The 19,877-nt window shown below is 58.1% G+C and carries 19 protein-coding genes and 1 pseudogene; 17 read left to right on the top strand and 3 right to left on the bottom strand.

Translation table 11 applies throughout. The annotated features are described in order from the left end of the window. Positions 1-3: 3 nt before the first annotated feature. The 5 genes from CCGE531_RS33705 (at position 4) to CCGE531_RS33685 (ending at position 4,700) form a co-directional block, all read left to right on the top strand. Positions 4-984 carry an aldo/keto reductase gene (locus CCGE531_RS33705; protein WP_120671182.1) on the top strand — a complete coding sequence of 327 codons (981 nt, stop codon included), beginning with the start codon at positions 4-6 and terminating at the stop codon, positions 982-984. Positions 985-1,104: 120 nt separating this feature from the next. Then, the gene (locus CCGE531_RS33700; RefSeq protein ID WP_120671181.1) at positions 1,105-2,061 is read left to right on the top strand and encodes an L-threonylcarbamoyladenylate synthase; all 957 of its coding nucleotides are present in this window, start codon (positions 1,105-1,107) and stop codon (positions 2,059-2,061) included. A 254-nt stretch (positions 2,062-2,315) separates the two neighbouring features. Beyond that, the gene (locus tag CCGE531_RS33695) at positions 2,316-3,359 is read left to right on the top strand and encodes an aldo/keto reductase (RefSeq protein ID WP_120671180.1); all 1,044 of its coding nucleotides are present in this window, start codon (positions 2,316-2,318) and stop codon (positions 3,357-3,359) included. Continuing rightward, the gene (locus tag CCGE531_RS33690) at positions 3,356-3,862 is read left to right on the top strand and encodes a hypothetical protein (RefSeq protein WP_245459623.1); all 507 of its coding nucleotides are present in this window, start codon (positions 3,356-3,358) and stop codon (positions 3,860-3,862) included. The genes CCGE531_RS33695 and CCGE531_RS33690 overlap by 4 nt, the downstream gene beginning before the upstream one ends. Then, on the top strand, positions 3,834-4,700 hold the full coding sequence (locus CCGE531_RS33685) for an N-acyl homoserine lactonase family protein (protein WP_120671179.1): 867 nt from the start codon (positions 3,834-3,836) through the stop codon (positions 4,698-4,700). Before CCGE531_RS33690 ends, CCGE531_RS33685 begins: the two co-directional genes overlap by 29 nt. A 98-nt stretch (positions 4,701-4,798) precedes the next feature. Here the strand turns inward: CCGE531_RS33685 and CCGE531_RS35150 are convergent. Then, a pseudogene (locus CCGE531_RS35150) lies at positions 4,799-4,958 on the bottom strand (NAD(P)(+) transhydrogenase (Re/Si-specific) subunit alpha); the annotation flags it as partial. Positions 4,959-5,210: 252 nt separating this feature from the next. Between CCGE531_RS35150 and CCGE531_RS33675 the strand changes: the two are divergent. Then, on the top strand, positions 5,211-5,984 hold the full coding sequence (locus CCGE531_RS33675) for a DeoR/GlpR family DNA-binding transcription regulator (RefSeq protein WP_120671178.1): 774 nt from the start codon (positions 5,211-5,213) through the stop codon (positions 5,982-5,984). Between the two features lie 250 nt (positions 5,985-6,234). On the opposite strand, the gene CCGE531_RS33670 is transcribed toward CCGE531_RS33675, so the two are convergent. Further along, entirely contained in the window at positions 6,235-6,936 is a 702-nt protein-coding gene (locus CCGE531_RS33670) for a RibD family protein (RefSeq protein WP_120671177.1), read from the bottom strand. Between the two features lie 32 nt (positions 6,937-6,968). Continuing rightward, positions 6,969-7,820: an SDR family NAD(P)-dependent oxidoreductase gene (locus CCGE531_RS33665; RefSeq protein WP_120671176.1), complete on the bottom strand. Its 852-nt coding sequence runs from the start codon at positions 7,818-7,820 to the stop codon at positions 6,969-6,971. 454 nt (positions 7,821-8,274) lie between these two features. Between CCGE531_RS33665 and CCGE531_RS33660 the strand changes: the two genes are divergently transcribed. The 11 genes from CCGE531_RS33660 (at position 8,275) to CCGE531_RS33610 (ending at position 19,842) form a co-directional block, all read left to right on the top strand. Further along, positions 8,275-9,057, top strand: a complete 783-nt coding sequence (locus tag CCGE531_RS33660) for an SDR family NAD(P)-dependent oxidoreductase (protein WP_205586542.1) — start codon at positions 8,275-8,277, stop codon at positions 9,055-9,057. 11 nt (positions 9,058-9,068) lie between these two features. Continuing rightward, complete coding sequence (locus tag CCGE531_RS33655; protein ID WP_120671174.1) at positions 9,069-9,812, top strand: SDR family oxidoreductase; 744 nt, start codon at positions 9,069-9,071, stop codon at positions 9,810-9,812. A gap of 350 nt (positions 9,813-10,162) precedes the next feature. Continuing rightward, entirely contained in the window at positions 10,163-11,068 is a 906-nt protein-coding gene (locus CCGE531_RS33650; RefSeq protein WP_120671173.1) for a LysR family transcriptional regulator, read from the top strand. 273 nt (positions 11,069-11,341) lie between these two features. After that, positions 11,342-12,898, top strand: coding sequence for an aminoacyl-histidine dipeptidase (locus CCGE531_RS33645; RefSeq protein ID WP_245459622.1), 1,557 nt, complete (start codon positions 11,342-11,344; stop codon positions 12,896-12,898). A 9-nt stretch (positions 12,899-12,907) separates the two neighbouring features. Continuing rightward, positions 12,908-13,375: a cupin domain-containing protein gene (locus CCGE531_RS33640; RefSeq protein ID WP_120671171.1), complete on the top strand. Its 468-nt coding sequence runs from the start codon at positions 12,908-12,910 to the stop codon at positions 13,373-13,375. Continuing rightward, positions 13,375-13,779 (top strand): cupin domain-containing protein, encoded by a 405-nt coding sequence (locus tag CCGE531_RS33635; RefSeq protein ID WP_120671170.1) that lies wholly within the window; start codon positions 13,375-13,377, stop codon positions 13,777-13,779. Before CCGE531_RS33640 ends, CCGE531_RS33635 begins: the two co-directional genes overlap by 1 nt. Positions 13,780-13,870: 91 nt before the next feature. Continuing rightward, positions 13,871-14,941, top strand: a complete 1,071-nt coding sequence (locus CCGE531_RS33630; protein ID WP_162944174.1) for a sugar ABC transporter substrate-binding protein — start codon at positions 13,871-13,873, stop codon at positions 14,939-14,941. A gap of 59 nt (positions 14,942-15,000) precedes the next feature. Then, on the top strand, positions 15,001-16,536 hold the full coding sequence (locus CCGE531_RS33625) for a sugar ABC transporter ATP-binding protein (protein ID WP_120671168.1): 1,536 nt from the start codon (positions 15,001-15,003) through the stop codon (positions 16,534-16,536). Further along, complete coding sequence (gene rbsC / locus CCGE531_RS33620; protein ID WP_120671167.1) at positions 16,529-17,503, top strand: ribose ABC transporter permease; 975 nt, start codon at positions 16,529-16,531, stop codon at positions 17,501-17,503. Before CCGE531_RS33625 ends, rbsC begins: the two co-directional genes overlap by 8 nt. Before the next feature lie 10 nt (positions 17,504-17,513). Beyond that, positions 17,514-18,218, top strand: a complete 705-nt coding sequence (gene araD, locus CCGE531_RS33615; RefSeq protein ID WP_120671260.1) for an L-ribulose-5-phosphate 4-epimerase AraD — start codon at positions 17,514-17,516, stop codon at positions 18,216-18,218. Positions 18,219-18,225: 7 nt separating this feature from the next. Next, entirely contained in the window at positions 18,226-19,842 is a 1,617-nt protein-coding gene (locus CCGE531_RS33610; RefSeq protein WP_120671166.1) for a ribulokinase, read from the top strand. Positions 19,843-19,877: the final 35 nt, after the last annotated feature.

Here is a 19,877-nt window from a genome sequence, read left to right as displayed (position 1 = left end):
CAGATGGAATATCGTCAGCTTGGCCGGTCAGGTCTGAAAATCTCGCAACTGGTCCTTGGTTGCATGAGTTTCGGCGTCGCCGATCGCGGCAACCATGCTTGGACCTTGTCCGAAGACGACAGCAGGCCCTTTATCAAAGAGGCACTCGAACAGGGCATAAACTGCTTCGACACGGCCAATGCCTACTCAGACGGCACAAGCGAGGAGATCGTCGGCAAGCTGCTCAGGGAGATGGTGCCGCGTGATGAGGTTGTCATTGCCACCAAGGTCTACGGCAAGATGCGCAGTGGAGCGAATGCGGTCGGACTTTCCCGCAAGGCAATCATGGCGGAGGCTGAGGCCAGCCTCAAGCGGCTGGGGACCGACTACATCGACCTCTACCAAATTCATTTCTGGGACAATTCGACCCCGATCGAAGAGACGCTGGAAGCGCTGACCGATCTCGTTCGAAGCGGCAAGGTTCGCTACATCGGTGCGAGCAATTGTTACGCATGGCAATTCGCGCGCGCGCTCTACAAGTCGGACGCTGCCGGATGGTCGCGTTTCATCTCGATGCAAGCTCAGATGAACCTCCTTTATCGCGAGGAAGAGCGGGAGATGTTGCGGCTCTGCAAAGCTGAAGGTGTGGGGATCATGGCGTTCAGTCCGCTGGCTCGCGGGCGCCTCAGCCGGCCTTGGGAGGAAAGCAGTTTGAGGTCCGAGACCGACAATGTCACCGCTCGGTTCTACGGTCACGCGGACGAGGCGGATCGCCGCGTCGTAGACGTCGTCGCAAAGATTGCAGACGACAAGAACGTCTCACGATCCCTCGTTGCGATGGCGTGGCTTAACACAAAGGCGGGCGTGACGGCTCCTATAATCGGCGCCACGAAGCTTCAGCATCTGAAGGATGCCGTCGCTTCGTTGGCCGTCAAGCTAAGCGACGACGAGGTCCGCGAACTCGAGGAGCCATACGTGCCGCACAGCGTAGTCGGCTTGAACTGAGGTTGGCTCGGCGGGGAGGACGTTGAGACTGTCAGCAGGTACGCGGAACCGGGCCCCTGAACCAATGGCTTTGGCCGTATCGATCTCTGCTCCGTTCCGGAACCAGCGCGAGGAAAAAAGATGACCGCCACCCGTCGTTTTGACGTCAGCGACAGCGGGATTGAAGCTGCCGCCTGGCTAATGCGAAATGGCGAAGTTGTCGCTTTTCCGACGGAGACGGTGTACGGGCTCGGCGCGGACGCCAGCAGCCCCGCCGGGATCGAGCGCATCTATGAAGCCAAGGGACGCCCGCGGCATAACCCGCTAATTATCCACGTTTCGGACTTGGAAATGGCGCGCAGGATGGCACATTTCAATCCGGAGGCAGAGTTGGCTGCTGCCAGCTTTTGGCCGGGACCTCTGACATTGCTTCTGCCAAAGCGGGAAGACGCGGGGCTCGCAACCGCAGTTACCGCGGGCATGAAAAATGTCGCAATCCGATTTCCGTCGTCAAGCGTCGCCCAGCGGCTGATCCGAGCCGTCGGATTTCCGGTGGCAGCGCCTTCCGCCAATCGTTCCGGGAAGGTCACCTCGACGCGCTTTGCAGAGGTTGCCCGGCAGTTGGACGGACGAATTTCGGGAATCGTGGAAGAAGACACATGCGATCATGGCCTTGAATCGACCATTCTGTCTTTGGTCGGCTCTCCGACCATTCTACGCCACGGGTCGGTTACGTGGGAGGCGCTGGAAGCTTTGCTCGGTCCGATTGACGAGGACAGCGCTCCCCAGAAAGTCTCGGCTCCAGGCCAGCTAAAGAGCCATTATGCTCCGGAAGCTGCAGTTCAGATGAATGTCGATCGCCCTGCCGGCAATATGGTCTGGGTCGGTTTCGGTCCAGAAAGCGAAGGGTCTCAGTTCACGCTATCTTCTTCTGGTGACCTTCATGAGGCTGCCCGCAACCTCTACACCGTCATGAGTGAGGCCGACGCTTCGGCTGGGCCAAGTGATGTAATCGCGTTCGCTCCAATCCCGCTGGCTGGCCTTGGATGGGCGATCAATGATCGTCTGCGAAGAGCCGCGGCACCGCGTCAAAGGTAGGTAGAAATTTTCATACAGTTCGAAATTCTGGTTCTCGTCGCGCAAAAAGACTTGCTTGAATAGGTATGACCTTATACCTTACACCTTGCTGATTGAGGAGTCAGACTGGAGGTTTATCAAGCATTTCTGGCGTGGTTGGCGAGGACGCCAGCGCGACCTGACACGCAGCTGGAACACGCGCCTTACCCGAATAATGACGGTATGGCTGAGGTCAGATCCTCGCGACGCCCCCATCGACATCTAAGGATGACCACATGACCGAACTCGAAACTAGACCGCTCGGAAAAAGCAAAGTGCAGGTGACTTCGCTGGGGCTAGGCACTGTGCCGCTCTCTGGCTTCAACGCGGATGTCTCCTATGACGAATTCGAAGCGACAATCCTCGCTGGCTACGCGGCCGGAATCCGCTACTTCGATTGCGCGCCGATGTATGGCTTTGGCAAGTCGGAGCATTATCTTGGCCATGCCCTTAGGGCGAACAAGCTGCGCGAAAACGTGGTGGTGAGCACCAAGGTCGGTCGCGTATTGAAGCCCGCCAGCAGGACGAAGAAGCTTGAGACCGTCTACGGCATCGAGTGGATCGACCCGCTTCCGTTTCTCGACACTTACGACTACACCTATGACGGCGTGATGCGCGCATTCGAAGATAGCCAACAGCGCCTCGGCCTGGACTATATTGACGTTCTTCTCGTGCATGACGTTGGTCGGGCATGGCACGGCGACCAGAGCGAATTTTATTGGAATCAGCTGCGGGCCTCCGGTTACAAGGCACTGGACGAACTTCGCTCCAGTGGAGCCGTCGCGGCGATTGGTCTGGGTGTCAACGAGACCGAGTCTGTCGTTGGTGTCGCCCGTGAATTTCCGATCGACTGCTCTTTGATCGCGGGCCGCTACACCCTTTTGAACCATGCCCCGCTTGAGGCCGCGTTCGACGAGTTGCTCCAGCGGAACGTCTCCGTGATCGCCGGCGGGATCTTCAATTCCGGGATCCTGGCGACCGGCGTCGGCGGTCCTGCGGCGACTTACGATTACGGCAAGGTTCCGGTGGCCGTCGTCGAAAAGGTCAAGGTCATCGAGAGCATTTGTTCGAGATATGCGGTGAGCTTGCCCGCAGCGGCGATGCAATTCGTCTACGCGCATCCGGCAGTGGCCACCCTTGTCATGGGCGCAAAGAGCGCATTCGAAGTCGATCAGAACGTCAAGGCGATCAACGAGACAATTCCCGCTGCATTTTGGGATGCTTTGACTGAAGCGAACCTTCTTCCGCCGAATGCTCCGCTGCCGACGGCTGCACGATGATGGCGAGCGGAGGCACGGTTTTCGGTGGCTTCCGCTGTGAAGCGCTCGTGGGCTCGGTTCCATCGCCGGAGGCACGCGCATGCCTCGAGGCGCTCGTCAGGACATATGGCGAGCTCCTCGCGATCTATTCCTTCATGCATATGGCATTGAAGGAGAAGAGCATGCGCCTCTTGATTGGCGAACTCGCCGACCGCGCCAAAGAGATAAAGCGATCCGTCCGTTACTCGCTTGCGGGCTCACGCGGTCTCGCGGGGCAAGACCACGCACTCTCCCATCTGGGGCGCGCAGATCGCCTGCTTGCCGAGGCGGAGGAGCACCTGCAGCGCGGTGTCTTGGTTTCAGATGCACCCCTGCTGGGGCTGCTTTCAAATGCGGCTAGAGAACTCAGACGTTCGGCCGCCATCTTAGGCACGACGACCTTCGACACGACAGCATGCTGTGGAGGGTCTCTACTTGGACATGGGGAGGAAGACCATGGGAGCGCATTCGATCTGGGTGCTTGAATACTCGCGAAGCCCGGTGCACCCGGTCAGCGGGGTTTTTTACGGCGCCCATAATCAGGGCACGATGAACCTGCCGTTCGCATACATTCTCATCAAGACAGGAGACGCCGTCGTTCTCGTCGATGCCGGTCACGACGCTGCCGATTTCGGAGGCCAGATCGCCAATTCAATCGGTGTCACAGGTTGGACGCCTCCGGACCTTGTTCTAGGGGAATGCGGGATCAGGCCCCAGGATGTCACGCATGTCATCCTAACGCACGCGCACTTCGATCACATCGGCGGACTGAAGTTCTTCCCGAATGCGAAAATTTTCATTCAGAAGAATGAACTGGAATCCTGGATGTGGATTCTGGCAAAGGGTCGCCGCTTCCGTTCATTGCAGGCCGGACTGAATCCGGCGGACATCCTCTATCTGACCCAGGCGAATATCGAAGGCCGCCTTGAACTGGTGGAGGGAGAACGGGAAAACCTGGTGCCAGGCGTTCATGTTTATCCGGCATTCGACACCCACACTGCAGGATCGCAATATGTAGTTGTCGAGACCAGCGATGGAGACGGCAAGTTTGTCCTGTCTGGCGACGTCATCTACACCTACAGCAATCTTACGGGTGGGAACGCCAACGATCCCTGCTTCGTGCCGCCGGGCCTTGCCAATGGCAGCCAGACACGTCTGATCGAGTCTGCCGAGGAGATGCTCAAAATCGTCGGTATGGACGAACGACGAATCGTTCCGATGCATGAGGAGCAGCTGTCAAAGATCTATCCGTCGCGCCTGACGGATCGCCAGCTCATGCTCGTCGAGATTTGTTTGGCCGACGGAGAAGTATCAAGAGTTTAACGCATAGCGCGAACGCCAAGCTGCATCGCTCACAATCGTCCTCCCAAGGCGATACGCAGAGAAAAGGCCGGGTGTCAGTGACCCCGGCCTTTTCAAAGCACCTTGCCCGCCGCGGTGATCTGCCCGGTGAAGAAGTCCGATATTCGCGCCCTCTTTGATGACGGCCGAGTAGTCCGTGATATTTGCCATGGAGGACAAGGCCTCCATCTTCTGAGAGCGGCTGACGCGCGGGACCATCTCCATGGCGGTGACATTTGCGCTTGAATGCCGAACCATCCTGTTTCGTTAGAAAAGTTCGAGCGCTTCTGGCCATGCAGGGAGCTTCCAAACCTTCCCGGCGAGAGCTGCGGTGGAATGACGCGTCTTCGCGTCTCCTATGATGTCAGCAGGCGCCATTGGCTTTGCCGAACAGAAAAACACAAACTAACGCAAAATGATGTTAGCATGTGATTTTGTGCGGTGCGGATTTTGATGTTAAAAGTTCGGTTTAGTGCGCCGGAGGACTAGAATATGAAGAGAGATGATCGGAGGCAGGCCATTATGGACCTGTTGGTCGCGCAGAGGGTGGTGGATCTGGACGACCTATCCGATCGGTTCGCTGTATCCAAGATGACCATCCACCGGGATCTGGATGATCTTGAGCTGGCAGGGATGCTTCGCAAGGTCCGTGGCGGGGCAACGATCGAGGCAGGAGGCCATTTCGAAAGCGATTTCCGGTTTCGCCAGCAGCAGGAGGGCGAGGCCAAGCGCCGTATGGCGGAAGCCGCTCTTGAACTCGTCGAGCCCGGCATGACGGTGATGGTCAACGACGGATCTATGGCGTCGGTGCTTGGGGAATTGCTGCCAGAGAAGAGGCCGCTGACGGTGATCACCAATAATGCGGCGGTCATCGATCGACTCAAGACGGAACCAGGGATCAACCTGATTGCGGTCGGTGGACGCTATTCGGTAAAGTTCAATGGGTTTTTCGGCGTCGTCGCCGAAGAGGCACTGTCGCGTCTCAGCGCCGACATCGCCTTCATCTCAACGCCAGCAGTTTCCGGATCGCGCGTCTACCATATGGATGATGACGTGGTCCGCTCGAAGCGAGCGATGATCGCGAGCGCCGCGCGTCGCTGCCTGCTCGTGAACCATAAGCGCTTCAATCACACTGCTCTTCATGTCCTGGCCACCATTGACGAGTTCGAGGTTATCATCACCGACCAGGAACCGTCAGTCGAGGTCCGCGTGGCTTTAGAGAGAGCCAACGTGCCACTTCGAGTGGCATCACAGGAGAGCAAGTGAATATTGGCAGAACAATCCGTTCGGATAGACACGGTTGGAAGACGAAACAGTCGCTCTTTTAGGCGAGAGGTCCCTGACGGGATCAGGCCAAAAAGATCGATCGTGCTGTCCAAAGCTTCCCGTTTAGATCTCGCATGTATTGGGTCTCCTTAAATCGAAGGCGCAAATCTACCGACGCGGTGCCGCGCAAGGCGGCACTTGTCCCACAAGCTGCGCCCACCGATGGAGGGAGCCCTTCCACAATCTTTTCCTATGGACGTCCAACGCGATATCTCAGATGCACGGAGCCGAGGCCAGCGGCTTCGGCGCTGATAAACGTGAGCCTCGCCCTGCCGGCAAGCCCATCCTCACCGCCCTCGAATATGGCCGGTGTATTCGACTTGCCCCCGATCGCAGGGAAGATCACCAGGCTGACCTCGTCAACAAGACCCGCGTTCAAGAAATGGCCATTGGTTTGCGCCCCGCCTTCCAGCATCAAGCGCTTCACACCGAACTCGGTTCCGAGAACGTCGAGCGCGTTTTTCAGATCGACGCCATCGTTCTCGGATACGATATAGGAAACGCCAGCCTGCGTGAGGCCCGCCAAGTACGCATTCTCCACGTTAGATCCTGTCAGGACGACAACGTGAGCCCCCTCAATGTCATTCTTGTCCCAGCGTAGCCGACCGTCCTTGTCGACGATAACAGCAAACGCGTCGGCATCCGGGTTGGCGATATGGATCGGTCGCGCGGCTGTGCCGGTTGCTTGATAGGGCCGGTCGACGGCGTCCGCGAACTCTTCTCCCGTCGCTCTTCCCGAAAGCCAGGCGTCGGCGCCGATCTTCTCATGCAGGCCGTCATAGATATTCACGAGCTCATCGACCGAATGGCCGGTTCCCTCGGCCCAATCATTGACGATCAATCGGCCATCCAGCGGCGACATCATGTGACAGATTACATAGGGTCTAGGCATTGGACTACGCTCCTCTACAAAACATTCCACCGTCAGTGGCCTGCCTTCAACCAGGCTGCGAATTTATCCATCCAGTCGGGGTGCCAACGTGAAAGCGCCGGCCGGTTCAGGATCATGTCATCGGCCGCCCAGCGGATCCGTCTGGCATCTATCACAGACGTAACCGCGTTATCAGGACAAATGATGTAAAAGTCCTCGTCGAGCAGACGGGCTAGGAAATATTCCACCAGCTGCTCGGCGGTCCATGCCTCATCGGGCTTGACAGTGCCCTGCGGCTTGAGTGCGATGTTCATGGGTGTCCACGTGTACCCCGGGACGAGGAGATGAGCCGATACACGACCTTCCGACTCCTTCAAAAGCTCGTGCGACAGCTGTTCGGTCAGCACCTTGACAGCTGCCTTTGCCACCGAATAGGCGGCATTGCCTGGAGGAGTTGTAATTCCTTCCTTGGAGCCGAGGTTGACGACCGCAGATGGTCGGGCTGCCTTGATCATGTAGGGCACGAAGACGTGTTGTGCGGCTAGAACACCTCCGAAGTTTACATCGATCTGGCGTCGCCACTTTGCAGGATCATCCCAGGGGCCGGCTCCTTGCGTAATGCCAGCGTTGTTTAAAAGGATGGCCACGTCGCCGAACCTCGAAACGGTTTCGTCCTGCAACCTCGTCAGTGCCGATAGATCCGATACGTCGCCGCTCACAACCAGAGTGTCCGTATCGAGTGTCGAGGTAACGTTCTCAAGTGCGTCTGTGTCGAGATCCAGCAACGCGAGCTTCATTCCGCGGGCCGCGAGAGCCCTCGCGATTGCCAAACCGATGCCCTTCGCAGCTCCCGTGATGACCGCAACGCGGCCAGGAGCCACGATACTGTTCATTCTCTCGCTCATCTTTGTCTTTCCCGTCATTGGACCGTCACCGCTGGAAGGTGTGCCGAACACGACGTCGGCGGTGAAATTTTTCTCAGCCGACGGCACCAGCGCAAGAAGTGCATTGGCGCCACTGGAGCGCTTCGGTGGCCGGACCATGTCTGCTGGCTGCGAACGACAGTTCGATAGCGCAATAACAATAGGGTATTCCGCCGGCTACTTGAAGTGAGCGGGATCGCACGCACCGATGAGCCGCGTTCACTCTCAAGGGCCTTCGTGACGGAGAGAATGCCCGGCCAGTTCGACCGCGGACGCGACCAAATAGGTACTTACTCCTGGTTTCTGTCAGATCGGTGGATGATTTTCGCTCACCGCCCCGATCGATTTTGCTCATGTAACCAACCGGCTCCACGGGCGTTAGGTCACCAGCGCCTCGAGGCGATCGTGGTGCTGACAAAACCAAAGGAGTGAAATCATGACAGGCAATAAACCACTCGCAATGGTCTCGGGCGGCTCATCTGGAATTGGCTTCGAGCTTGCCAAACAGTTCGCCAAGAATGGGTTCGACGTCGCCATTTCGGGCTCCAGCGAGAAGGTAAACGAGGCCGCCGAAGCGCTACGAGGCTTCGATGCCGAAGCATATCCATTCAAAGGGGATGCCTCAAAATACGATGGCGTCGAGGGGTTCTGGACCTTCACGCAGGGGCTGGGCCGCCCATTGGAAGCCGCGGCTCTGAACGTCGGTATCGGTATCGGCGGCGCCTTCGTCGGCAACGATCTCGATGATGAGTTTCGCCTGCTTGCGATCAATGTTACCGGGACCGTCCATATGGCCAAACGCGTCGTCCAACATATGGTCAAGAACGGCCGCGGCAAGATCCTCATCACCTCCTCGGTTTCGGCGACCCTACCCACGCCATACGAAACCGTATACGGCCCCTCAAAGGCATTTGGTTATATGTTCGCGGAATCTCTGCGCGAGGAGTTGCGCTCGACCGGGGTCACGGTGACGGCACTACTTCCGGGCGCCACCAATAGCGACTTCCACGCGAACGCTGGAATGGGCGGTACAAAGCTCGGTCGCGAACAAAAGAACGACAAGACGCTCGTCGCGAAGCAGGGGTTCGAGGCTCTCATGAACGACATCGACCATGTCGTTGGCGGAGACCAGGAAACCAAGCGCCAGGTATTGGAAAACCGGACAACCCCGGAGCCTGTCAAAGCCGCCCGTCAAGCCGAACTGACCCAACCGCAGTGAAGGAGCACGTCATGTCACATCTGAAAGATAAGGTCGCCATCGTCACAGGAGCTTCCTCGGGCATTGGAGCAGCGACCGCCAGAGGATTGGCAGAAAAAGGTGCGCGCGTCGTCCTTGCCGGCCGCAATGAGGAACGCCTCAGTCAGCTTGTCGAAGAAATCGCCGGCTCGGGAGGTATTGCCAGTTACCAGGTTGCCGATGCGACGGATTTTGAAAGCACCAAGACGCTCGTCGCGTTTGCCACAACGACGTACGGCCCGGTCGATATATTGGTCAACAATGCCGGCCTCATGCTCTTTTCCTATTGGAAGGATGCCGCGGTCGGCGATTGGAACAAGATGATCGATACCAATCTGCGTGGCTATCTCCATGCAATCGCCGCCGTGCTGCCGTCGATGTTGGAGCGCCGGTCCGGCCGCATCTTGAATATGAGCTCTATCGCCGGCGTTCATGTCGGCGAGGCGGCAGGCGTTTACGGAGCCACGAAGTTCTTCATACGCGGTATTACCGAAAGCCTCAGGAAGGAGGTGGGCGTGGGAAGCGGGATCCAGGTGTCTATGATCAGCCCTGGCGTGATCGATACCGGCTGGGCCGACAAGGTTCATGACGAAACGGGCAGAAAGATCGCCGGGGAGCTCAACAAGCAGGGTATTCCGCCGTCGTCGGTGGCGGAAGCCGTGGTCTATGCCCTAGATCAGCCTGCGGAGATCACGATCAACGACATAGTCGTCCATCCAACCCGGCAGGACTGGTAGCCGGCGTTTTCAAAAGCTCAGAACTTGAACCTCCGGGACTGTCAGACCGCCCGCGCGGAGGTGGTATCCGTTCCAACCGATGCCATCTCTCGTGGCTGAGGACACGAAAATCTTCATTGCATGACCATCTAATCCCGGAGGTTCTCATTATTCAGCGACCCGGCCATCTCCGTCGTCCTTCCCGGGATCCAATATGGATCATTTAACGTCAAATTTTTGACTGCTTCCTTGGCGATCACATACCAAAGACAGGGCCAATTGAATAAGGGTTGAAGACGCCAGCCGCCTGAAGCAAGGTCGACGTCGGCAAGGACGATCTTATTCAGTACAAATGCGAGTATCCATCACTCATGGTATCGACGCGGGCCGATCTGGCCGACCTTGAAACTTTCGTCGCGATCGCGCGGGCGGGGGGGTTCCGAAAGGCCGCCGCGCTTCGCGGCGTTTCCGGCTCCGCTCTCAGCCACTCGATCAGGGGCTTGGAGGCCCGTCTGGGTGTCCGTCTGTTTCATCGGACAAGCAGGAGCATCAGTCTCACCGCTGCCGGCGAAGTGCTGCTTGCCGAACTGGAGCCCCGTTTCCTCGGCATCCAGGCTGCGATGGATCTCCTGGACAGCTTCAGGAGCGGGCCTACGGGCAGGGTGAGAGTGACCACGCTGCGTGACGCCGCCGAGCTGTTGATCGCTCCACGACTGCACAGTTTTCGCAGCAACTACCCAGATGTCGAGATCGAAGTCAGCGTCGAGGATCGCTTTATCGATATGGTCGCCGAAGGTTTTGACGCAGGCATCCGCTATGGGGGAACAGTTCCCGAGGGGATGATCGCGTCGCGTCTGACGTCCGAACTTGAATGGATCGTGGTCGGTTCTCCAACCTATCTCAATGGAAGAGGGCGGCCCGAGCGGCCGGAAGATCTCTTGACGCACGAGTGCATCCGGATCCGAACCGGTACGGACCACGTCTGCAAATGGGAACTTGGCGACGGCGATCGCATGATTGCTCTTGACGTTCCCGGACTGCTCACGCTCGGAGATTCAGAACTATCCATCCGCATGGCGGAGGAGGGAGGCGGTCTCTTTTACTGCCTGCGGGCACGCGTCGAGGATAAACTCGCGGCTGGTATGCTCGAAGTAGTGCTGCCGGACTGGTCCTCTACTGGGCCGGGTTTCCATGCATACTACGTTTCGCACCGACAGGTGCCGTCCGCGCTCCGGACGTTTCTCGACCACCTTAAGGCGCCGCTTTCGGACGATTGAAGTGACCGCTCGAGACTAACTCCAAATTACTGCAGGTGCCTGCAGGGTAGCGGAAACTCGCCGGGGGCCACTCTTGCCTCGGCCTGCGCTTCAATGGATGCGTTAGCTTATACCATAACGAATTCAGATGAAAAATGCTCATCTATTTTATGAAATATTGCGTTTGAATTAGGAGCTGAAAGCGGAGATGGTTCAATGCGTGGAGGGCATCTGAACCTGGATCGCCTTAGCGCGTAAGATGAGACGCAATACGGTTTACGAGGTCGCCGGACTATGTTCGGCGAGGGAAGAAGTATTGCTCAGATGCTGTATTGGGAGGAGGGCCGAATGAGTTTCCCCGCTGGAAAAACTGTAGATAAACGCGACAATTCTATTCTTGCTGGTCTCGAGCCGGCGATCTTCTTTGGTTTTTTCGAAGAGCTAAGCGCGATCCCGCGCGGTTCTTACAACGAGAAGCAGGTTAGCGATCACATCGCCGATTTTGCCCGGGCGCGCGGCTTCGAGGTTTACCAGGACGAGATCTACAATCTCCTCATTAAGAAGCCGGGAACGCCGGGCTACGAAAACTCTCCGACCGTCATTCTTCACGGGCATACCGACATCGTCTGCGAGAGGGATGAGGGTGTTGACCACGACTTTAAGAACGAAGGCATCAAACTTCAGGTTATCGCCGATTTCATCCATGGTACAGGGACGACCCTTGGGGCGGACAATACCGTTGGGGTGGCATTCGCAATGTCGTTGCTGGCATCCGACGATATCCCGCATCCGCCGCTCGAAGTCGTCCTGACGGTTCAAGAAGAAGTCGGAAAGGGCGGCGCGCAACACTTCGACGGCACAAAGCTTAGCGGTAAGCGCCTTCTCGACATGAACTGGCACGATCCAAAGTCGCTTTTCGCAGGCTGCGCGGGCGATATTTCGGTGCGCTTCAAGATTCCGGTTCAGTGGGAACCGCGCGTCTCGGGGCAGACTGCCCTTTCGCTGCGGATCTCCGGCTTGAGCAGCGGTCACTCCGAATTCGACATCCATCTTGAACGGGCTAACGCGATCGTCCAGCTCGGACGGCTCCTTCGGATTGCCATTCGGGACGCTGGTGCCAGCCTAGCCGAAGTCAAGGGTGGCGTGAACCGTTACGTTATCCCGGGTGAGGCGGAGGCGATCATTTCGATCGATGCCTCGCGGATCGCCGATCTCAGGCAGAGAATTGAAGCGGAAGCGGCTTCGATTGTCCTCGAGTATCGTGCAAGCGATCCCAACCTCAAGGTCACAGTCAGCCAGTCCGGGAGACAGATTACTGAAGTCTTCTCGGCTCAGTCCGCCCGGGCGCTGGTCGATGCCATGAATCTGCTTCCCAACGGCGTCCAGAGCAAGAGCCTTCAGGTCGAGGGCCTCGTCGAGAGCTCCAACACCGTGGCGTTGCTTTCAAGCGATGAAGAGGCCATCGAAATCGTCAATACGGTTCCAAGCGCCGTCAGCTCCCGTCGCTACAACATCGTCGACAAAATTCGGCAGCTGTCGGAACTCATCGGCAACGGCGCGAGCGTGGAGACATTCGCGGATTGCCCGGAATGGCCATACAATCCTCATTCGCGAATGCTCAACGCCGCCAAAGCCGCTTACGAGCGCGAGTTCGGCGAGCAGCCACATGTGGAAGTCTCTCACTCCAGTCTCGAGCTCGGCCTTTTCCGAAAGAAGGTTCCTGACATTGACATGCTGTCAATCGGACCAGAAGCGTTCGACGTTCACACCACGCGCGAGCGCCTCAACCACACGACAGTCGATTCGACCTGGCGGCTTCTCAAGTCGCTGCTCCGTGAACTCCGGACCTAAGGTACTGAAATGCCAAAACTGCCAAGCTACTTCGGCAATTTCCCACATCCGCCCAGTGAGAAGAAGCCTGTCCATCTGACGCGCGATAGCTACAAGATGTTCATCTATACGGGCACGAAGCCATATTCCAGCGACCTCAACTACCTGCTCGCCAGCACAGACCAGCAGACGACTGGCATCTATCAGCTCCCACCGGGAAGCAACTTCGACCCGGCCGACATTCATGCGGGTGACGAGGTGTACTATGTCCTCGAAGGTGTTGTGCATCTCTTAAATCCCGAAACCGGGCAGACCGAGGAACTCGGACCCGGTGACGCGGTACTCATCCCCAAGGGCGCTCCGCATCGCGGCTATAACTTCAGCGACAAGGCTGCAGTTATCCTGTTTTGCATCGCACCCCGTATCTGGGACGAGAACGGCCCTCCTACCGGTTATGACGGGCCGACGCGCCTCTATAAGCACGAAGGGAGAGCGTGATGAGCCTTGAGAACCTCGGAACCTATCCGGTAGACGGCGCACAGGCGCGCAAGAGGGGCGACCTAGTAAAGGTCGCCAGAAGCGATCGTCTGAACATCGTCTCCGGCCGTGATCATCCCGTTCTTGTCCAGTTCTGCGTCAGCAACGATTACATGCATGTCGGAGAAGCGACTATCCCTGTGGGCGGCGTTGGACCGCGCGCGAGCGAACCCGACAGCCATGAAGGAGACGCAGTCTTCTACGTCCTGCAAGGCCCCGCGACCTTCTATTTAGCGGATACCGACGAAACCTTTCACATCCGTGACGGGGAGTCTTTCTTCCTGCCGGGCGGCATCAGCTACCAGTGCCTAAACTACGGCTCCAACCCGATCCGGGTGGTCTTCACGATCGCACCGGGACTGTAAGCCGAAGATTTGAATCTCAGTTTGCCAAGTTCACCGCGGGCCCGTGCCGCGGATGGGAAAGATTTGTCTTGTCACCACCAGGGAGGATCATGTGACAATTTTCAGACGGACGTTAATCTTCGGTGCCGCTCTCGGGCTCACCGCTTCGCTTTCCTTCAGCCCAGCGCTTGCACAGCAGGCGGATTATTCGAAGGTGTTTCCTGGCATCTTGATGGACAAGGACATCAAGCCCACCGGCCAGGAAGTCAAACCCGCTAAAAAGGATAACCGCCCGCTCAAGGTCGGCTTCCTGCCGACGGCGATGGACACCTACTATCAGCGTGTTCTGGCTGGCGTAAAAGAAGAGATCGACAAGCGCGGTGGCGACGGCGCTATCCAGCTGCTTGTGCAGGCTCCGAGCAGCCAGTCTGCCACGGACGACCAGATCAGAACAATGGAAGCCTGGATCAACGACGGTGTCGATGCGATCGCCGTTGCCTTATACAACGAAGGCGCATTGCTCCCCTCGATCCGGCGCGCGACCGAGGCGGGCATTCCGATCTTCCTCTTCAACTCGCCTGTCGCCGATAACCCCTATTATGTCAGCGATATTGGCTACGACCAGAGTGACGGCGGTCGTGCGCAGGCGCAGTGGCTGGTTGACACCTATGGCGACAAGGAAGTCAAGCTCGGGATCCTGGAGGGCCTGCCCGGTCCGCATACGAGCCAGCGCATGAAGGGCTTCAACGAGGTCATCTCGAAGCACCCCAACTTCAAAATCGTCGCTCAGCAGCCGGCTGGCTGGGTTCGTGCCCAGGGCCTGTCGGTAACCGAAAACATGTTCACCGCCAACCCCGACATCGAAGTCCTCGTCGCGCTCTACGACGAGATGGCCCTTGGCGGTCTGCAGGCCCTCAAGGCTAAGGGGCTGAACGGCAAGGTGGCGATCGTCGGCTACGAAAATATGAAGGAAGCCAACGACGCGATCCTCACCCGCGACTTTGCAGCGACGGTCGACACCGGGGCCAAGGAAGAAGGTCGCAACATCATTCGGGCGGTCGATGAGTTCGTGATGAAGGGCAACGCCCTGCCGAAGAAGATCTTCGTGGCGCCCAAAACCTATGATGCGAAGAACATCAAGACCTTCGATCAGAACGACTACGTCTACGTCCAGCAGAAGTAGATTTGACAGTACGCGGCCCCGCCTTGCGCGGGGGCGCCCACTCAAAAAGGGTGACCTGAATGACAAACGCTCCGCTGCTCGAGATGAAAGGCATCGCCAAACGCTTCGGCAACACGAAGGCGCTTGATGGCATCGACCTCGTACTCAATCCCGGCGAGGTTCTCGGCCTGGTCGGCGAGAACGGCGCAGGCAAGTCGACGCTGATGAAAATCCTCTCCGGTGCATATGCACGCGACGAAGGCACGATAGCTGTCAGAGGTAAGGTGGTCGATCTGAACAATCCCAAAGACGGGTCCAGGGCAGGCATCGCGATCATCTACCAGGAACTGAGCCTGTTTCCGGACTTTGACGCCGCCGAAAACATATTCGCTGGCAGGGAGCTGCGCCGCGGGCGCTCAAGTGCATCGCCGCTTGACCATTCGGCCATGCGGGCAGCCGCATCGCGTATCCTGAAGGGGGAGTTGGGCGTGGACGTGCCTCTCGACAGGCCAGTTCGAGAGCTTAGCCTCTCCCATCGGCAGATGATCGAGATCGCCAAAGCCATCAGCAGCAATGCCGATATCATCATCATGGACGAGCCGACCGAAGCGCTCGAGGAGGTCGAACGCAAACAGCTGTTCGCCATCATCAAGAAGCTTCAGCAGGCAGGCAAAGCTCTCATATATGTGTCTCACCGGATCCAGGAACTCCTCGGCATCGTCAGCCGCGTGATGGTCCTGCGCGATGGCAGCACGGTCGCGGACCTGCCCGTATCGGACCTCGACGTAGACAAGGTCGTCGGTGCGATGATCGGCGGTTCTCTCGCAAAACAGTTTCCTCCCCGCGTCCCGGCAAGGTCCGAACCCTCTTTGGACGTTCGCGGTTTGACGAAAAGGGGTGTCTTCGAAGACATCACCTTCTCCGTAGCCAAGGGTGAAATCCTCGGCGTCACGGGCCTGGAAGGATCAGGCAAGAGCGCGCTTCTGCGGGCGATCTTTGGGCAGATCCCTCATGATACCGGCTCGATTTTGATCGACGGAAAGCAAGTGGCAATTTCGGACCCGACTGACGCTATTCGTCAACACGTCGCCTTCTTGCCCGCCGAACGTAAAACCGAGGGGATTTTCCCACAACATAATGTCGGCTGGAACCTCTCGATCGCCAACCTTCGAACGCTCGGCAAAATCACGTTGATGCCGAAAAAGGAGCGCGAGATTGCCTCCGGCTACATCTCGAAGCTCGGCGTGAAATGCGATGGCGCCGCTGCCGACATCACATCGCTGAGCGGCGGTAACCAGCAAAAAGTCATGCTTGCTCGCTGGCTGCTCACCCAGCCAAAGGTGCTCATGCTTGAGGAGCCAACGCGTGGCGTCGACGTGCGTGCCAAAGCCGAGGTCTACACCCTCATCCAGGCTGCTGCGAAAGACGGCTGTGCTGTCATCGTGGTGTCCGCCGACAACGCGGAACTGCTTGGACTGTGTCACCGGGTCGCGGTCATGTTCGAAGGACGGATCTCGGCGGTCGTCGATGCGGCGACCTCCAAGGAAGAAACACTCGCTCTTCATTCGGTAAGGCCGCCGCAAGGCCATCATCTTCTGGGAGGTACCCATGGCTGATATTGCAGCTACACGCCCGCGCTCGCCCCTTACGCTCGCTCGCAGCGGCGGCAATGCCGGCGTTTACCTGGCCTTCGTCGTTCTTCTGGTGGCGCTCGGCTTTGCCGCTCCGCGGTTTTTCACCTTCGGCAACCTGACTGACGTGCTTCGTCAAGCTGTACCCATTGCCGTGATCGCATTTGGAGCAACCTTTGTGATCGGGATGCGGGGCATTGACCTTTCCGTCGGTTCGACACTCGCTCTCAGCGGTCTTGTGACCGCAAACCTGATTGTCCTTGGCTATGCCGTTCCCCTGGCATGCGCAGGGGGGATTGCGGTCGGTGCGGTGATCGGACTGGTCAACGGCATCCTGATCACCAAGGTCGGGATCACCGACTTTATCGCCACGATGGCCATCATGGTCATCAGCCGCGGTATCGTGATGGTCTACTCTCAGGGTATTCCGATCGTGGGCGCCTCCGACCCCGCCTTTCGAATGATCGGCCAGAGCTATGCCGGCGGTGTTCCCGTTCCGGTCATTCTGACTGCTATCGTCTTCGCGATCGCCTTCTACCTTCTCTATTACACGCGTTTCGGCCGTTTCGTTCTCTCGATCGGCAGCAATCCGGACGCTGCCCGGCTGGTCGGCATCCCCACGGACAAGGTCAAGATCGCCGTTTACGTGCTGGTCGGGGTACTCTCGGCCTTCGCGGGCGTTCTGCTCACCTCGCGCCTTGAAGCCGCCATGCCTGAAGCCGGCCAGGGGTACGAGCTGGATGTCATCGCTGCCGTCGTTATCGGCGGAACGGGTTTGTCCGGCGGACGCGCCACTCTCTTTGGAACTGCCGTGGGTGCCGTTTTGATGGCGGTCGTCCGCAACGCCCTCAACCTGCTCAACGTGAACACCTTCTGGCACCAGGTCGTCATCGGCACGATCATCCTGATCGCCGTGGCAGCCGATCGTTTCAGTCGCCGTCAAAAGGCCTGAGGAGGCGATGATGAAATATTCCGAGCTCCGCAAGTCCGTTCTTGATGCAAATGCCGCACTCTACGACAGCGGTCTTGTCATCTCGACGTTCGGAAACGTCAGCGCTATCGACCGCGAGAAGGTTGTTGTCGCCATCAAGCCGAGTGGCGTTTCCTACAAGGCAATGCAGGTCGCAGACATCGTTGTAACCGACCTCGACGGCAATATCCTAGAGGGCACGCTGCGGCCCTCGTCTGATCTCGATACGCACCTGGAACTCTACAAGAGCTTCAAGTCTATCGGTGCCGTGGTCCACACGCACTCGTTCTTCGCGACGGTGTGGGCCCAATCCGGCCGGGGAATTCCTGCCATGGGAACGACCCATGCGGACTATTTCAACGGTACGATCCCCGTCACTCGCAAGCTGCGCGACGACGAAATCAAAGACAGTTACGTTCTCAACACGGGCAAGGTCATCGTTGAGGCACTCGGAAACAATGACCCGCTCTCCGTCCCGGCAGCCCTGGTTAACGATCACGGTCCCTTCTGCTGGGGCAAGGACGCAGCCGACGCCGTTCATAACGCGGAGATGCTCGAGGCTGTCGCCAAGATTGCCTTCCACTCCCGGCAGCTGAACCAGGACGATCCAGAAATTTCCAGCGCGTTGCTGGACCGCCACTATCAACGCAAGCACGGCCAGTCGGCGACCTACGGCCAGCCAGACAGTTCCAAGTAGGATTATCATGTCGATTGTAGCAGGTGTTGATTTCGGAACCTTGAGCGTGCGGGTAACGCTGGCTGATTCTGAGAAGGGTTCTCTGGGAACCTGCGTCGCGGAATATCCTCTCGAGCGTCGTCGTTCCGATCCCGACCTGGCAACCCAGTCCCACTTCGATCATATGGAAGCGCTTGTGCTGGCCATGCATCGAGTGATCGACGAATGCGGTGTGGATTCCAAAAAGATCCGTGCAATTGCGGTCGACACGACGGGGTCCTCGGTATTGCCTGTCGACGAAAATATGCAGCCTCTTGGGGACTACTACCTCTGGTGTGACCACCGCGCCAAAGCGGAAGCCGAAGAAATAACGGCCATGGCGCACGACATGCACATCGAAGCAATTGAATGGTGCGGTGGAACCTATTCCCACGAATGGGGCTTTGCCAAGCTTCTCCACTGGATGCGCCACAACCCCGACCAGCGCGAACGCTTTGGGACCGCCGTGGAACATTGCGACATGGCGGCAGCGGTCCTCACCGGGGTGACCGACACGGCTCGCATGGTGCGCAGCGTCTGCGCCATGGGACACAAGTGGATGTGGAACCCGAAATGGGGTGGCTTGCCCTCGCAGGCTTTCTTGTCCCGCGTCGATCCGCTTTTCGACGGCGTGCGCGAGAAGATTGGCGGAACATATCAGACCTCTGCTTCGATCGCAGGTGGGCTCAGCACATACTGGGGCGAACGACTCGGCCTAACCCCCGGGATACCAGTTCCCACGGGTGCGTTTGATGCCCATTGGGATGCAATTGGCGCTGGCTGCCGTCTGGGGGACGTCGTCAATGTCATCGGTACGTCGACCTGTATCATTGCCGTTAGTGAACGTGTGAAGCTCATCCCCGGTGTTTGCGGCGTCGTCCCAGGGAGTGCACATCCAGACCTTGTGGGAGTTGAGGCAGGCCTGTCTGCGACAGGCGACCTGTTCGATGCAATAGCACGACGTGCCGGCACGACGGTGTCCAGGCTCGCTGAAGGCCTGGAAAGCATCGAAGGCGGAAAGACGGGTCTGATGCGTCTCCCCTGGGACAACGGGGACCGGACGGTTCTCGTCCGCTCCGACCTTGGTGGAATGACGCTTGGTTGGCATCTCGGCCATACAGCACAGGACGAGCTGTATGCCGCGATTGAGGGAACGGCTTTTCATACGCGGGTTATCCTGGAGCGGATGGAGCAACACGGCGTTCCAGTCAACCGCGTCATCAATGGGGGAGGCATCCCGCAAAAGAACGACATCCTCAATCAGATCTATGCCAATGTCATAGGCAAGCCGATATTGGTCCCTGACGGTATCCCGACGGGTCTCGGTTCGGGAATATTCGCCGCTCTTGCGTCCAAAGATCATGGATCGATCGAGAGCGCTCAGGCTGCTATGTGCGTGGGCTACAGAAAGTTTGAACCCGATCCGAGCACGCGCGGACGTTATGAGACCCTCTACCAGCTGTTCAAGCAGGTCTATATGGGCTTTGGCACCCCAAGCCTCGGAGACTTCTCGCAGGTTCTCGGAGACATCAAGCGGATTGCTGCAGGTGAGAGTGTTCGGTCCGATTTTGGCCACCGTTCCGCGCGGAAGGTAGCATTGCTATGACCCGCTGCGCTCTTAGATCAGATGTCTATGGATCG

This window comes from Rhizobium sp. CCGE531, from assembly GCF_003627795.1.
GTDB lineage: Bacteria > Pseudomonadota > Alphaproteobacteria > Rhizobiales > Rhizobiaceae > Rhizobium.
This window is presented reverse-complemented; position numbering and strand designations above follow the sequence as displayed.